Source organism: Stenotrophomonas sp. C3(2023) (assembly GCF_032911385.1).
Classification (GTDB): Bacteria; Pseudomonadota; Gammaproteobacteria; order Xanthomonadales; family Xanthomonadaceae; genus Stenotrophomonas.
Window position 1 is genome coordinate 316,716 of record NZ_JAWJLO010000001.1, and the last position, 14,235, is coordinate 330,950.

Consider the following 14,235-nt stretch of genomic DNA (forward strand, 5'->3'; position numbering starts at 1 on the left):
GGTCGCGCCGCCTCGGGCGGCAGGAGAATGGGAACGAAGCTGCGGATTCTCCACGAAGCCGGGCGCCGCGCAAGATTTTTCCGAAGCGGCGACAATGAACGGATGAACCGACCCTGCAATATCGCCGCGCGGCTGCCCGAACTGGCCCGCCAGCGCCCTGACCAGATCGCCATCCGCTGCCCCGGCCGACGGGGCCCCGGCAACGGTATGGCCGCCTACGACGTGACGCTGGACTATCGCCAGCTGGATGCCCGCAGCGACGCCATGGCGGCGGGCCTGGCCGCCTACGGCATCGGCCGCGGGGTGCGCACGGTGGTGATGGTGCGGCCCTCGCCGGCCTTCTTCCTGCTGATGTTCGCGCTGTTCAAGCTCGGCGCGGTGCCGGTGCTGGTCGACCCCGGCATCGACAAGCGCGCGCTGCGGCAGTGTCTGGACGAGGCCCAGCCCGACGCCTTCATCGGCATCCCGCTGGCCCATGTGGCAAGGATCGCCCTGCGCTGGGCGCCGTCGGCGCGCAGGCTGGTCACGGTGGGGCGACGGCTGGGCTGGGGCGGGACCACGCTGGACGCGCTGGAGCGCCAGGGCGCCAACGGGGGGGCGATGCTGGCCGACACCGACGGTGATGACATGGCAGCCATCCTGTTCACCAGCGGCTCCACCGGCGTGCCCAAGGGCGTGGTCTACCGCCATCGGCACTTCGTGGGACAGATCGAGCTGCTGGGCAGCGCCTTCGGCATGCAGCCCGGCGGTGTGGACCTGCCGACTTTCCCGCCGTTTGCCCTGTTCGATCCGGCGCTGGGTCTGACCTCGGTGATTCCGGATATGGACCCCACGCGACCGGCCAAGGCCGATCCCGCGCGGCTGCATGATGCGATTTCCCGCTTCGGCGTGACCCAGCTGTTCGGTTCGCCCGCGCTCATCCGCGTGCTGGCCGACCACGGCCGACCGCTGCCGGGGGTGACCCGGGTGACGTCGGCTGGCGCGCCGGTGCCGCCTGACGTGGTGGCCCGGCTGCGTCGCCTGCTCCCGGAGCAGGCGCAGTTCTGGACGCCGTACGGTGCCACCGAATGCCTGCCGGTGGCGGTGGTCGAGGGCCGCGAGCTGGAGCGCACCCGCGCGGCCACCGAGAGCGGCGCTGGTACCTGCGTCGGACAGGTGGTGGCGCCGAACCTCGTGCGCATCATCGCCATCGACGACGCGCCGCTGCCGCAGTGGTCGCAGGTGCGCGAGCTGGCGGTGGGCGAGGTCGGCGAGATCACCGTGGCCGGGCCGACCACCACCGACAGCTACTTCAACCGGCCGCAGGCAACGGCGGCCGCCAAGATCAGCGAGACGCTGGCCGATGGCAGCACCCGCGTGGTGCACCGGATGGGCGATGTGGGCTATTTCGATGCGCAGGGACGGCTGTGGTTCTGCGGCCGCAAGACCCAGCGTGTGGAGACCGCGCAGGGTGCCTTGTACACCGAGCAGGTCGAGCCGGTGTTCAACACCGTGGCCGGGGTGGCACGCACCGCACTGGTCGGCGTGGGCCCGGCCGGCGCCCAGCTGCCGGTGCTCTGTGTCGAGCTGCAGCGTGAACAGTCCGACAGCCCGGCGCTGCGCACCGCGCTGCTGGCCAGGGCGGCAGCCGAGCTGCCCGATGCCCGCATCGCGCACTACCTGGTGCATCCCGGCTTCCCGGTCGACATCCGCCACAATGCGAAGATCGGCCGCGAGAAACTGGCTGCATGGGCCACGACCGAACTGGAGAAGCAGGCATGAAGATCCTTGTCACTGGCGGCGGTGGCTTTCTCGGCCAGGCCCTGTGCCGCGGTCTGGTCGAGCGCGGCCACCAGGTACTGAGCTTCAACCGCAGCCATTACCCGGCACTGCAGGCGTTGGGCGTCGGGCAGATCCGCGGCGACCTGGCCGACCCGCAGGCGGTGCTGCACGCGGTGGGCGGCGTGGACGCGGTGCTGCACAACGCCGCCAAGGCTGGGGCCTGGGGCAGCCATGACAGTTACTACCAGGCCAACGTTGTCGGTACCGACAACGTGATCGCCGCCTGCCGTGCCCACGGGGTCGGCAGGCTGGTCTACACCTCAACGCCGAGCGTGACCCACCGTGCCACCCACCCGGTGGAGGGCCTGGGTGCCGACGAGGTGCCCTATGGCGAGGACTTTCAGGCCCCCTATGCAGCGACCAAGGCCATTGCCGAGCAGCGGGTGCTGGCGGCGAACGACCCCGCGCTGGCCACCGTGGCGCTGCGGCCGCGCCTGATCTGGGGGCCGGGGGACCAGCAGCTGGTGCCGCGTCTGGCCGAGCGTGCGCGCAGCGGGCGGCTGCGGCTGGTGGGCGATGGCAGCAACAAGGTCGACACGACCTATATCGACAATGCCGCGCTGGCGCACTTCCTGGCACTGGACGCGCTGGCGCCGGGCGCCGCCTGCGCCGGCAAGGCCTACTTCATCTCCAACGGCGAGCCGCTGCCGATGCGCGAGCTGCTCAACAAGCTGCTCGCGGCCGTGGGAGCACCCCCGGTGGAGAAGACGCTGAGCTTCAGGACCGCCTACCGTATCGGTGCGGTGAGCGAGCGGCTGTGGCCGCTGCTGCGGCTGCCCGGCGAACCGCCACTGACCCGCTTCCTGGCTGAGCAGCTGTGCACGGCGCACTGGTACAGCATGGAGCCGGCCCGCCGCGACTTCGGCTACGTGCCGCAGGTGAGCATCGAAGAGGGGCTGCGTCGCCTGCGCGAGGCTTCGTGACACCGCGCTCACCAGGCTGAGTCCTTCATCCGCCGCAGAGATTCCCGTCACCCATCGCACACCGGCCGCGCGGGAGTATGGACCCCTGCCAACCCCGGCACGACCAACCGCGAGGATCGCTCATGCTGCATTACGCCGTCATTTTCTTCGTCATCGCCATCATCGCAGCCGTCCTCGGCTTCTCCGGCATCGCCGGTGCGGCCAGCAACGTTGCCTGGATCCTCTTCGTGGTGTTCCTGGTGCTGGCGGTGATCTCGATGTTCCGCAAGCGAGTATGACCTCCCGCGTGTCGGGGCGCCCCCGTGGCGCCCCCACGCCCCGAATATGCATCGCACCGCGATGCACGCGTCCGGCACGCTAGAATGCCGGGATGGCACTTTCCCTGCTCTCGTCCCTCAAGCCGCTCGCCGGCCGCGCACTGCAAGCCGCGCTGAATCGCGCCCTTGCGCTGGACCCTGATACCGGCCACGCGCTCGCCGCCCTCGACGGCCGGCACATCGATCTCACCCTCGAAGCCCCTGCACTGGCCATGCGCATCAGCGTGGACGGTGATCAGCTGCGAGTGGGCCCGGTGGATCAGCAGGAAGCCGATCTGGCCGTGCGCAGCAGCCTGGCCGGCGTGCTGGCCCAGTTGCCATTGCTTTCCAGGGCGCGCGCGGCGTCCGCCTCGCCGGCCGGCCGCGTGCGTGTTGCCGGTGATGCCGAGCTGGCCCGTCGTCTGCAGCAGCTGGCCAAGGGCTTCGACCCCGACTGGCAGCTGCCGTTCGTGCGGGTGTTTGGTGAGGTGATGGGGGTACAGGTGGCCAACACCCTGCGCAGTGCGCTGCTGCGCGCGCGTCAGGGTGCCAGCGACCTGGCGCATAGTGCCGCCGAGTTCGTCACCGAGGAGTCGCGCGATGTGGTGCCGCGCGGCGAGCTGGATGCCTTTTACGATGATGTCGATGTCCTGCGGGACGATGTGGAGCGGCTGGCCGTGCGCGTGCAGCGACTGCGGGGTGTGGCATGAAGGCCCTGCTGCGTGCCAGTCGCATCGGCCGGGTGATCCTGCGTTACCGCCTGGATGATCTGCTGCAGGGCACCTCCGCCGAGCGCTGGCTGCGGCTGGCCAAGCCCTTCGTGCCGCGCGCATCGGCGGCCATCGCCGCGCAGTCGCGCGGTGCCCGCCTGCGGCTGGCACTGCAGGATCTCGGACCGATCTTCGTCAAGTTCGGGCAGATCCTCTCCACCCGCCGCGATCTGGTGCCGCCGGATGTGGCGGTGGAGCTGACGCTGCTGCAGGACCGGGTCAAACCGTTCGACGGCGACGCCGCGCGTGCCATCGTCGAGCAGGCGCTCGGCCTGCCGGTCAGCGAGGCCTTTGCCAGCTTCGACACCGAGCCGCTCGCCTCCGCCTCGATCGCCCAGGTGCATGCGGCGACGCTGGCCGACGGTCGCCAGGTGGTGGTCAAGGTGCTGCGCCCGGACATCGAGAAGCAGATCGTTGCCGACATCGCCCTGCTCAACTCGCTGGCCACCCTGGTCGAGCGCACTCACCCGCGTGCGGACAAGATCCGCCCGCGCGAGATCGTCGCCGAGATCGAGAACACGCTGCAGGCCGAACTGGACCTGCAGCGCGAAGGCGCCAACGCCAGCGTGCTGCGGCGGTTCTGGCAGGATTCGGAGGACCTCTATGTGCCGGAGGTGATCTGGAGCCACACGGCCGAGCGCGCGCTCACCCTGGAGCGGGTCTGGGGCATTCCCTCGGACGACATCGTGGCACTGGACCGTGCCGGCATCGACCGCAAGGCGCTGGCTGCCAAGGGCGTGCGCGTGTTCTACACGCAGGTGTTCCGCGACAACTTCTTCCATGCCGATGCCCATGCCGGCAACATCTGGGTGGACGCCGACCCGGAGCGGCGTGCCAACCCGCGCTTCATCGCGCTGGATTTCGGCATCATGGGCCAGCTCTCGCAGCAGGATCAGTACTACCTGGCCGAGAACTTCATGGCCATCTTCAACCGCGACTACCGGCGCATCGCCGAGCTGCATGTGCAGGCCCGCTGGATGCCCGACCATGTGCGCATCGACGACCTGGAAGCGGCGGTGCGCTCGGTCTGCGAGCCATACTTCACCCGCCCGCTGTCGCAGATTTCGCTGGCCGAAGTGCTGATGAAGCTGTTCCGCGTGGCCCAGCGCTATCAGCTGGTGCTGCAGCCGCAGCTGATCCTGCTGCAGAAAACCCTGCTCAACATCGAAGGGGTCGGCCGCCAGCTCGACCCGCAGATCGATATCTGGGCGGTGGCCAGGCCGGTGCTGTCGCGCATCCTGCGCGAGCGTTACAGCCCGCGCCGCGTGCTGCGCGAAGTGCGCAAGCGCCTGCCGGAGATCATCACCCAGGCGCCGGACATGCCGCGCCTGGTGCACGACTGGCTGACCCAGCAGGTGGAGGGCCGCCACGAACTGTCGATGCGCTCGCGTGATCTGGCCGCCCTTGATGCCAGCCTGCAGCGCCTGCAGAGGCGCGCGGTCGGCGCCATCACCGGCGTGGGTCTGTTGGCCATCGCTGCGCTGATGTATGTGCTGGAAGCGCCGGGTTGGTACCTCGGCGATGCGCCGGTGCTGAGCCTGCTGGCCGGCGCCGTCGGTGCAGTGGCCCTGCTGCGTGCGTGGTGGCGATGAACGCCGCCCTGCAGGCGCTGAAGGCCGAGCTGGCGCAGTTCGGTGCCGACAACGACGCGCGCCACAGCGAGCGCGGCCAGCGCATGCTCAACATCACCGCCGACACCGGCGAACTGCTGGCCCTGCTGCTGCGCCATGGCAAGGCACGCGATGTGCTGGAAATCGGCACCTCCAACGGCTATTCCACCTTGTGGCTGGCCGAGGCGGCGGTCGCTACCGGCGGTCACGTGACCACGCTGGAATGGGCGGCGGACAAGGTGGAGATGGCGCGCAGCACATTTGCCCGCAGCGGCCTGCAGGCGACCATCAGCCTGCTGCATGCCGACGCCGGCGTGTGGCTGACACAGGCGCCGGCGGACAGCGTGGACCTGCTGTTCCTCGATTCTGATCGTGAACAGTACGTCCACTGGTGGCCGCACCTGCGCCGTGTGCTGCGTCCCGGCGGCCTGCTGGTGGTGGACAACGCCACTTCGCACGCTGCGCAGATCGAACCGCTGCGCGCGCTGCTGGCCGCCGATCCCGCCTTCAGCAGCAGCCTGCTGCCGGTGGGCAACGGCGAACTCCTGGGTCTGCGCCTGCACTGAGCGCGCCGCCGCAGGCCCGGGCCGGGGCAGCACGGCGCGCTCCGTCGTGTGCGCATCGGCTGTCCATCGCCGATAATCGCCCGGTGAGTACCGAACCTGACCTCCTCGCCGCGCGCGAAACCGCCATCGAACCCCTGCAGCTGCTGCACCAGGACGACCGCCTGGCGGTGGTCAACAAGCCTGCCGGGCTGATGGTCCACGACAGCAAGCTGGCCCGCGGGGAGGATGATTTCCTCGCCGACCGCCTGCGCGAACAGCTCGGCCGGCCGATTTTCCTGGTCCACCGTCTCGACCGCGCGACCAGCGGTTGTCTGCTGCTGGCCTTCGACCGTGAGGCTGCCAGTGCGCTGGGCAAAACGCTGATGGGTGGCGGGGTGACCAAGGACTACCTGACCGTCTGCCGCGGCTGGCCTGCCGAGGAGACGTGGCAGGTGGACCACGATCTCGATGGCGGCCCCGGCAAGCCGGTGAAGAAGCAGGCCATCACCGATTTCCAGCGCCTGGCCACCGGAGAGCTGGCGGTACCGGTCGGCGAGTTCAGTCACTCGCGTTACGCGCTGCTGCGCTGCCAGCCGCAGACCGGCCGTTTCCGGCAGATCCGTCGCCACCTCAAGCATCTGTCGCATCACATGATCGGTGATACCAGCCACGGCGATGGGCGCCACAACCGCATCTTCCGCATGCAGGGCGTGCACCGCATGCTGCTGCATGCCGAGCGCCTGCGTTTTCCGCATCCGGAAGGGGGCCAGATCGACACACATGCACCGGTGGACCGGGAGTTCCAGAAAGCCCTCGACCTGTTCGGCTGGACGGTGCCCTGACCGCGCGTCGCGCTCGGGCAGAGCCGCCGGCTCCCCGAGCTGCAGGGACGTTGCATGCGTAGAGCCGACCCCACGGTCGGCTGCTCTTCGCACAGATCGCGAAAAAGGCCGCGCTCCGCGCTCGCCGGGCAGAGCCCGGCGCTACCACGGTACGCGGGTCAGTCGGCCGGGGCTTCGTTGACGATCCTGTCGATGTCGCTGGCCAGGTCGGCCATCAGCGGCTGCATCCGCGCCTGCATCGCCACCATCACCTCCTGCATCAGGCCCGGCGTCTTGTCCAGCAGGCCCTGGCCGGCCGAGCTCTCATAGAACTCCGCCATGGCCACTACTTCCTCCTTGGTGAAGGTCTTCTTGTACAGGTCGACGTACATCGGGCGCAGGGTCTGCCAGGACACCGCCTGGCGTACGGCGCTGGCGCCGCGCTCCTGGATGCGGCGCAGCTGGTCCTGCTGCGCGGCGGTCAACTGGCGCTGGGCGGCAAACTGCTGGATCTGCTGCTGCTGCATCTGCAGGATCTGCGGCAGCATGGTGTCGATCATGCTCTGCGCGCGCGACGCCGACAGCAGGCGATTGATGTCGCCATCGGTCGGTGCGGCCGCCAGGGCGACTCCGGGGCCGACCAGCAGGGCCAGCAGCAGCGCGCCACGGCGCAGCAGGGGGGAAACGGTGAAAGTCGGGAACGTCATGCGGGCTTCCTGCGGTACATGGAGCGCCCAGCATAACCGCTGCGTCAGCGAAGGCGACCCGTTGCGCGCCTGATCGCCGGTGTAGTCCACGTGTTGACGACAGCCAATCGGTGCGGCTGCCGTTACAATGCGCGCATGGGTACTGGACCGGTCACCGTTTCCGCACAGTTGGCGATTCCCGATGGGGAAATCGTCGAGCGGTTCGTGCGCGCGAGCGGAGCCGGTGGGCAGAACGTCAACAAGGTTTCGACGGCGGTGGAGCTGCGTTTCGACGTGGCTGGCTCGCCTTCGTTACCCGAGCCATTGCGCGCGCGCCTGCTGGCACGCCGCGACCGGCGGGTGACCAGCGAAGGCGTGCTGGTCATCGACGCACAGCGCTTCCGTACCCAGGACCGCAATCGCGAGGATGCGCGCGAGCGGCTGGCCGAGTTCATCCGTGCCGGTCTGAGCGTGCCCAAGGCACGCAAGGCCACCAAGCCGACCTACGGGTCGACCCTGCGTCGCCTGGACGCCAAGAAGGGACGCGCGCAGGTCAAGCGCGGCCGTTCCACCCGCAATTGGGAGTAACCGTTTGAACGATTCCACGTCGCTGTTGCCCGAAGTGCCGCCGAGCATGCCGCAGGTCAAGCCCAACGCCTTCCTGCGCTGGCTGGCACGGCTGGTCCTGCGCCTGGGAGGCTGGAAGGTGGTCGGCACCCTGCCGGACCTGCCGAAGCTGGTGTTCATCATCGCCCCGCATTCCTCCAACTGGGATGGTTTCTGGGGCATGGCGGCCAAGATCGCGCTGGGCATGCAGGTGAAGGTGCTGGGCAAGGCGTCCTTGTTCTGGTGGCCGCTGGGCCCGCTGCTGCGCCGTCTGGGGGTGATTCCGCTGGACCGCAGCTCGCCGCAGGGCACGGTGGAACAGGCGGTGAGCCTGATCCGCAACTCCGAGCGCATGTGGTATGCCATCACCCCGGAAGGCACCCGCAAGGCGGTCAAACAGTGGAAGGCAGGCTTCCTTAAGATCGCGCGGATGGCCGAGGTCCCGGTGCTGACCGCCTATTTCCATTACCCCGAAAAAACCATCGGCATTGGCCCGGTGTTCCACCCCAGCGGCGATGACCTGGCCGACATGGCAGCGATCCGCGAGTTCTACCGGCCGTGGATCGGCAAGACCCGCGGTACCGTCTGATCCCGGTGGCGCACAGCCACCCGGGCCGGGCAGATCAGGCGCCACATCCGGCATAGGCGAGGGCGCCGCCACAGGAGTAGGGTGGAGGGCTGGCGGTCCATCCGGGCTGCCCTCAAGGAGCCCTTTCACATGTCGCGTACCGTTGTCCTGGCCGCCGCCATCAGCCTGGCGCTGGCAGCCTGTTCCGGCAAGGAGTCCACCCCCGTGTCCGAAGCCCAGAATGCGCCGGCCCAGCAGCCGGCTGATGCCTCCACCAACCCGCTGCTGAGCGCGAGCACGCTGCCTTACCAGGCACCGCCGTTCGACCGCATCCAGGACAGCGATTACCTGCCGGCCTTCAATGAAGGCATGCGCCAGCACCTGGCTGAAGTCCGCCAGATCGCCGACAGCAGCGAGCCGGCGACCTTCGACAACACCATCGTGGCGCTGGAGCGCAGCGGTGAGACCTTGACCCGCGTCTCGCGCATCTTCTTCGGCCTGGTGCAGGCCGATACCAACGAAGCGCGTCAGGCCATCCAGGAAGAGGTGGCGCCGAAGCTGGCCGCCCACCAGGACGAGATCAATCTCGACCCGAAGCTGTTCGCGCGGGTGAAGTCGCTGTACGACCAGCGCGACAGCCTGGGCCTGGACCCGGTGCAGAAGCGCCTGGTCGAGCACTACTACGACGGTCTGGTGCGTGCGGGCGCTCAGCTCAACGATGCCGACAAGGCCACGCTGCGCACGCTCAACGTCGAAGAGACCACGCTCTCCACGCAGTTCCATACGCGCCTGGTGGCAGCCACCGCCGCCGGCGCGGTGGTGGTGGATGACAAGGCCCGGCTGGCCGGGCTGGGCGAGGATGCAATCAATACCGCCGCCGCCGATGCAGCCGCGCGCAAGCTCGACGGCAAGTTCCTGCTGCCGCTGCAGAACACCACCCAGCAGCCGGTGCTGGGCGCATTGAGCGACCGCGAGCAGCGCGCCGCCGTGCTCAAGGCCTCGGAAACCCGTGCCGAGCGCGGCGATGCCAACGATACCCGGCAGACCGTGCAGCGCCTGGCCCAGCTGCGTGCGCAGAAGGCCAGGCTGCTGGGATTTGACAGCTACGCCGCCTACAACCTGGGCGACCAGATGGCCAAGACGCCGGCCGCCGCGCTGAAGCTGCTGACCGACACCGTGCCGGCGGCCACCGCCAAGGCACGCAGCGAGGCGGCTGACATCCAGCAGGTCATCGACGCGCAGAACGGCGGCTTCAAGCTGGCCGCCTCGGACTGGGATTTCTACGCCGAGCAGGTGCGCAAGGCCCGCTACGATCTGGACGAGTCGCAGATCAAGCCGTACTTCGAGCTGGACAACGTGCTGCAGAACGGCGTCTTCTACGCCGCCACCCAGCTGTATGGCATCACCTTCAAGCAGCGCACCGACATTCCGACCTACCACCCGGACATGAAGGTCTACGAAGTGTTCGACAAGGACGGCACCTCGCTGGCGCTGTTCTACACCGACTACTTCAAGCGTGACAGCAAGTCCGGTGGCGCGTGGATGGACGTGTTCGTCGAGCAGGATGGGCTGACCGGTGCCAAGCCGGTGGTCTACAACGTCTGCAACTTCACCAAGCCGGCCGCAGGCCAGCCGGCGCTGCTGAGCTTCGACGACGTCACCACGCTGTTCCATGAGTTCGGCCACGCTCTGCATGGCATGTTCTCCAACGTGAAGTACCCGTCCATTGCCGGTACGGCCACCTCGCGCGATTTCGTCGAGTTCCCCTCGCAGTTCAACGAGCACTGGGCGCTGGACCCGAAGGTGTTCGCCAACTACGCGAAGAACTACCGGACCGGCGAGCCGATGCCGCAGGAACTGGTGGACAGGATCCTCAAGGCGCGCAGCTTCAACCAGGGCTATGCCACCACCGAGTACCTGTCGGCCGCGCTGCTCGACCTGGCCTGGCACACGCAGAAGGCCGATGCCCCGCTGCAGGACGTGGATGCCTTTGAAGCCGCTGCGTTGAAGAAGTACAAGGTGGACCTGCCGCAGGTGCCGCCGCGCTACCGCACGACCTACTTCGACCACATCTGGGGCGGCGGCTACTCGGCCGGCTACTACGCCTACTTCTGGGCCGAGGTGCTGGACCACGACGCGTTCCAGTGGTTCACCGAACACGGTGGCCTCACTGCGGCCAACGGCCAGGCATTCCGCGACAAGGTGCTGTCGCGTGGCAACAGCGTGGAGCTGTCGCAGCTGTACCGCGACTTCCGCGGCAAGGATCCCTCGGTCGAGCCGCTGCTCGAGTTCCGCGGCCTGAAGTAAGCAACAGCCGGACGGCGGGGGAAACCCCGCCGTTTTTCGTTTGGCGCGCCGGGCGCTGCCCGGGAACCATCGGGCTGCACGGCCGGTCATACCGCTCTCATCATCGGAGCTTTGTCATGGATGCGGTCGCCCCACCCCCGTTTTCGCAGCGCGCCCTGCAGTGGCTGAAGAAGGAAGCGCTGCCGCTGCTGATCATGCTCGGTCTGCTCGCCACCGCGCGCGACACGCTGGCCAACCACTACCAGGTGCCCAGCGGCTCGATGCAGCCCACCCTGGAACCCGGCGACCGGGTGGTGGTGGACATGCGCGCCTACGGGCTGCGCCTGCCGTTCACCCAGGTGCGCCTGCTGGACGCCGGCGTGCCACAGCGCGGTGAGGTGGCGGTGTTTGATTCGCCGGCCGACGGCACGCGGCTGATCAAGCGTGTGGTGGCGGTGGCCGGTGATCACGTGCAGGTCCGGAACGGCCATCTGAGCATCAACGGCCAGGCGCTTTCGTCTGCGGAAAGCCCGCTGCAGGAGCAGTTCGGCAACCGGACCGCCACCCTCGAACTCGACCGTGGCGGTGGTCCCGATGTCGCCGACGTGCAGGTGCCGGCCGGCAAGCTGCTGGTGATGGGGGACCATCGTGGCGACAGCTATGACGGCCGATACTTCGGCTGGGTCGATGCCGACCTGGTGTACGGCCGCGCCGTGGCGGTCTATTACCGCCGGGGCGAAGGACTGGAGTGGCGACGCCTTTGACGACAGGCCGAGGCAGACCCCTCGCGTCGTAGCGCCGGGCCCTGCCCGACGAGCGCGCAGCGCGGCGGTGGAACCCCAAAGCAACATCACGAGCGTGACGACCAACGGTCGTCACCTACCGAGCCCTGCACATGCAACTGACCCGGTCGTAAAACATATCAATCGGGTTACTTCAGGTTATGGATCGAATGGGTGACCGGGTCCATGCTGAGCGCCGTTCCCCTTTTGCCGGCGCCGACCCCTTCGCCGGATTGACTGCAATGAATGGCGATACCGCCGCACCCGACACCCGCATCCAGCAAGGCACCCCGGCCTTCCATCGCACCGCACTGGCCTTGTTCCTGGCCGGTTTCTCCACCTTCGGCCTGCTGTACACAGTGCAGCCGCTGCTGCCTGGCTTCAGTCGCCACTTCGGTGTCTCGGCGGCAGGCAGCGCGCTCGCGCTGTCATTGAGCACCGGACTGCTGGCGGTGATGATGCTGGTGGCGGGCCTGATCTCCGACCGCATCGGCCGCCGCAACGTGATGATTACCGCGCTGCTGGCCTCCACCGTACTCTCGGCGGCCAGCGCACTGGTGCACGACTGGAGCACCCTGCTGCTGCTGCGCGCGCTGCTGGGCATCGCGCTGAGCGGTGTGCCGGCGGTGGCCATGACCTATCTGGTGGAGGAGATGGACAGCCGTGCGTTGGGGCTGGCCATGGGACTGTACATCGGCGGCAACGCGGTGGGCGGCATGAGCGGGCGGCTGATCGCCGGCATCGTCGCCGACCACTGGGGCTGGCGCTGGGGCATCGGGGCGGTGTCGATCATCGCGCTGGCAAGTACCGTCCTGCTGTGGATGCAGCTGCCGCCCTCGCGGCACTTCCGGAGCCGCCGCGGGGGCCTGCGACAACTGCCAACGCGTTGGCGCGCGCTGTTCGCCGACCCCGGCCTGCCATGGTTGTTCGTCACCGCGTTCGTGCTGATGGGCGTCTTCGTCACGCTCTACAACTACCTCGGCTACCACCTGCTGGCTCCGCCCTACGGGCTCAGCCAGACGGTGGTCGGTCTGATCTTCAGCGTCTACCTGGTGGGCACCTTCAGCTCGGCCTGGATGGGCCAGCAGGCTACCCGCCATGGGCGCGGCCGGGTGTTGTCGATCTGCTACGCGCTGATCGCGCTGGGCATCGTGATGCTGGCGCTGCCCTGGCTGTGGAGCATGGCGCTGGGCATCGCGCTGGTGACCTTCGGATTCTTCGGTGGCCATTCGGTGGCCAGCAGCTGGGTCGGCAGTCGAGCCGGGGCGATGCGGGCGGAGGCTTCTGCGCTGTACCTGTTTGCCTATTACTTCGGTTCCAGCGTGCTCGGCGCGATCGGTGGGCTGGCCTACACCGCGTTGGACTGGCAAGGCGTCTGCGCCTTTACCGGCCTGCTGACCCTGACCGGCGCCGGCATCGCCTGGCGGCTGTGGCGCCGCCCGGAGAGCCACGCCCTCGCTGTCGCTGGCTGCGGTAGGTGACGACCGTTGGTCGTCACGCTGCAGCGGCGCAGCCGTGCTGGTTTCGAGGCCGCCCGTTTAGAGCAACCGCGTGACGACCAACGGTCGTCACCTACCGGGACGTCGGCCACCCCGGCACCGTCGTCAGCCGGCCGGCAAGCGCGCCAGCAGCAGCGCGGTGAAGTTGCGGATCAGCGGGGTCACGCTCTCCCGGCGCCAGACCAGCTGGACTTCCGAATGCGCGCCGCTGTCGGCCAGCGCGACAAAGCACGCACCTTCCACATGGATGTGGTCACAGGATGCCGGCAGGATCGCCGCGCCGAGGCCGGCAGCAGCCAGGCTGATCAGCGTGGAGGCTTCTCCGGCCTCCTGCACGATGCGCGGCGTGAAGCCTGCTGCCGCGCACAGCGCGATCGTGTGATCATGGATGCCGGCACCGGCACTGCGGTGGAAGGCCACGAACGGCTCATGCGCAAGCTGCTCCAGCGCCAGCACCGTGCTTGCGGGATCGCGGCCGCGCAGGGCAGGGTGCTGGCGATGCAGCACCACCGCCAACGGGTCGGTGAACAGGCTGCGTGCCACCAGCTCGGGCGGCAACGTACGCCGGCGGATGATGCCCACGTCCAGCTCGCCTTCCAACAGCGCGTCGATCTGCTGCAGGGTGTTCATCTCGCGCAGCTGCAGGCGCACCTGCGGGTAGCGCTGGCGGTAGTCAAAGATGGCGCGCGGAATCTGCGCCGACAACGGCGTGGCGCGGGTCAGGCCGATATGCAGCTCGCCGCGTTCACCGCGCTGCACACGCTGTACCTGCTCCACCGTGGCATCCACCTGCAGCAGCAGCGAGCGCGCCTGTTGCTGAAGCAGCGTGCCCGCCTCGGTGAGCTGCACGCGCCGATGGCTGCGCACGAACAGCTGCGCGCCGATCAACTGTTCCAGCTGTCGGATCTGCTGGCTGAGCGGTGGCTGGGACATACCCAGACGCTCGGCTGCCTGGCCGAAGTGCAGGGTATCGGCGACGGCCAGGAAGTAGCGCAGGTGGCGCAGTTCAATCGACATGGCCC

General features: G+C 68.4%; 14 protein-coding genes. 12 read left to right on the plus strand and 2 right to left on the minus strand.

Annotated features, from left to right (window positions below):
• Positions 1-102 precede the first annotated feature (102 nt).
• The 7 genes from oleC (at position 103) to RZA67_RS01255 (ending at position 6,807) form a co-directional block, all read left to right on the plus strand.
• Positions 103-1,761 carry an olefin beta-lactone synthetase gene (oleC, locus tag RZA67_RS01225; RefSeq protein WP_317210703.1) on the plus strand — a complete coding sequence of 553 codons (1,659 nt, stop codon included), beginning with the start codon at positions 103-105 and terminating at the stop codon, positions 1,759-1,761.
• Complete coding sequence (oleD, locus tag RZA67_RS01230) at positions 1,758-2,744, plus strand: 2-alkyl-3-oxoalkanoate reductase (protein WP_317210705.1); 987 nt, start codon at positions 1,758-1,760, stop codon at positions 2,742-2,744. Before oleC ends, oleD begins: the two co-directional genes overlap by 4 nt.
• 122 nt (positions 2,745-2,866) lie before the next feature.
• The gene (locus RZA67_RS01235) at positions 2,867-3,022 is read left to right on the plus strand and encodes a DUF1328 domain-containing protein (RefSeq protein ID WP_317210706.1); all 156 of its coding nucleotides are present in this window, start codon (positions 2,867-2,869) and stop codon (positions 3,020-3,022) included.
• A 92-nt stretch (positions 3,023-3,114) separates the two neighbouring features.
• Positions 3,115-3,750 (plus strand): SCP2 sterol-binding domain-containing protein, encoded by a 636-nt coding sequence (locus RZA67_RS01240; protein WP_317210707.1) that lies wholly within the window; start codon positions 3,115-3,117, stop codon positions 3,748-3,750.
• Positions 3,747-5,402, plus strand: a complete 1,656-nt coding sequence (gene ubiB / locus RZA67_RS01245) for a ubiquinone biosynthesis regulatory protein kinase UbiB (protein WP_317210708.1) — start codon at positions 3,747-3,749, stop codon at positions 5,400-5,402. Before RZA67_RS01240 ends, ubiB begins: the two co-directional genes overlap by 4 nt.
• Positions 5,399-5,986, plus strand: coding sequence for a class I SAM-dependent methyltransferase (locus RZA67_RS01250; RefSeq protein WP_317210709.1), 588 nt, complete (start codon positions 5,399-5,401; stop codon positions 5,984-5,986). The genes ubiB and RZA67_RS01250 overlap by 4 nt, the downstream gene beginning before the upstream one ends.
• Before the next feature lie 83 nt (positions 5,987-6,069).
• On the plus strand, positions 6,070-6,807 hold the full coding sequence (locus RZA67_RS01255) for a pseudouridine synthase (protein WP_317210710.1): 738 nt from the start codon (positions 6,070-6,072) through the stop codon (positions 6,805-6,807).
• A 158-nt stretch (positions 6,808-6,965) separates the two neighbouring features.
• Here RZA67_RS01255 and RZA67_RS01260 read toward each other — a convergent pair whose 3' ends face one another.
• Positions 6,966-7,493 (minus strand): DUF2059 domain-containing protein, encoded by a 528-nt coding sequence (locus RZA67_RS01260; protein WP_317210711.1) that lies wholly within the window; start codon positions 7,491-7,493, stop codon positions 6,966-6,968.
• A gap of 135 nt (positions 7,494-7,628) precedes the next feature.
• On the opposite strand from RZA67_RS01260, the gene arfB reads away from it, so the two are divergent.
• The 5 genes from arfB (at position 7,629) to RZA67_RS01285 (ending at position 13,195) form a co-directional block, all read left to right on the plus strand.
• Positions 7,629-8,060, plus strand: a complete 432-nt coding sequence (arfB, locus tag RZA67_RS01265) for an alternative ribosome rescue aminoacyl-tRNA hydrolase ArfB (protein ID WP_317210712.1) — start codon at positions 7,629-7,631, stop codon at positions 8,058-8,060.
• 46 nt (positions 8,061-8,106) lie between these two features.
• Positions 8,107-8,667 carry a lysophospholipid acyltransferase family protein gene (locus RZA67_RS01270; protein ID WP_317213769.1) on the plus strand — a complete coding sequence of 187 codons (561 nt, stop codon included), beginning with the start codon at positions 8,107-8,109 and terminating at the stop codon, positions 8,665-8,667.
• 129 nt (positions 8,668-8,796) lie between these two features.
• Positions 8,797-10,953 (plus strand): peptidyl-dipeptidase Dcp, encoded by a 2,157-nt coding sequence (gene dcp, locus RZA67_RS01275; protein ID WP_317210713.1) that lies wholly within the window; start codon positions 8,797-8,799, stop codon positions 10,951-10,953.
• A gap of 116 nt (positions 10,954-11,069) precedes the next feature.
• Positions 11,070-11,696, plus strand: coding sequence for a signal peptidase I (lepB, locus tag RZA67_RS01280; protein WP_317210714.1), 627 nt, complete (start codon positions 11,070-11,072; stop codon positions 11,694-11,696).
• Positions 11,697-11,956: 260 nt separating this feature from the next.
• Positions 11,957-13,195, plus strand: a complete 1,239-nt coding sequence (locus RZA67_RS01285) for an MFS transporter (RefSeq protein WP_317210715.1) — start codon at positions 11,957-11,959, stop codon at positions 13,193-13,195.
• Between the two features lie 123 nt (positions 13,196-13,318).
• Here RZA67_RS01285 and RZA67_RS01290 read toward each other — a convergent pair whose 3' ends face one another.
• Positions 13,319-14,230, minus strand: coding sequence for a LysR substrate-binding domain-containing protein (locus tag RZA67_RS01290; RefSeq protein WP_317210716.1), 912 nt, complete (start codon positions 14,228-14,230; stop codon positions 13,319-13,321).
• Positions 14,231-14,235: the final 5 nt, after the last annotated feature.

Excerpts from the sequence above, each read along its gene's own strand:
- oleC (WP_317210703.1), top strand. The coding sequence starts at position 103 with ATGAACCGACCCTGCAATATCGCCGCGCGGCTGCCCGAACTGGCCCGC.
- oleD (WP_317210705.1), top strand. The coding sequence starts at position 1,758 with ATGAAGATCCTTGTCACTGGCGGCGGTGGCTTTCTCGGCCAGGCCCTG.
- RZA67_RS01235 (WP_317210706.1), top strand. The coding sequence starts at position 2,867 with ATGCTGCATTACGCCGTCATTTTCTTCGTCATCGCCATCATCGCAGCC.
- RZA67_RS01240 (WP_317210707.1), top strand. The coding sequence starts at position 3,115 with ATGGCACTTTCCCTGCTCTCGTCCCTCAAGCCGCTCGCCGGCCGCGCA.
- ubiB (WP_317210708.1), top strand. The coding sequence starts at position 3,747 with ATGAAGGCCCTGCTGCGTGCCAGTCGCATCGGCCGGGTGATCCTGCGT.
- RZA67_RS01250 (WP_317210709.1), top strand. The coding sequence starts at position 5,399 with ATGAACGCCGCCCTGCAGGCGCTGAAGGCCGAGCTGGCGCAGTTCGGT.
- RZA67_RS01260 (WP_317210711.1), bottom strand. The coding sequence starts at position 7,493 with ATGACGTTCCCGACTTTCACCGTTTCCCCCCTGCTGCGCCGTGGCGCG.
- arfB (WP_317210712.1), top strand. The coding sequence starts at position 7,629 with ATGGGTACTGGACCGGTCACCGTTTCCGCACAGTTGGCGATTCCCGAT.
- RZA67_RS01270 (WP_317213769.1), top strand. The coding sequence starts at position 8,107 with ATGCCGCAGGTCAAGCCCAACGCCTTCCTGCGCTGGCTGGCACGGCTG.
- dcp (WP_317210713.1), top strand. The coding sequence starts at position 8,797 with ATGTCGCGTACCGTTGTCCTGGCCGCCGCCATCAGCCTGGCGCTGGCA.
- lepB (WP_317210714.1), top strand. The coding sequence starts at position 11,070 with ATGGATGCGGTCGCCCCACCCCCGTTTTCGCAGCGCGCCCTGCAGTGG.
- RZA67_RS01285 (WP_317210715.1), top strand. The coding sequence starts at position 11,957 with ATGAATGGCGATACCGCCGCACCCGACACCCGCATCCAGCAAGGCACC.
- RZA67_RS01290 (WP_317210716.1), bottom strand. The coding sequence starts at position 14,230 with ATGTCGATTGAACTGCGCCACCTGCGCTACTTCCTGGCCGTCGCCGAT.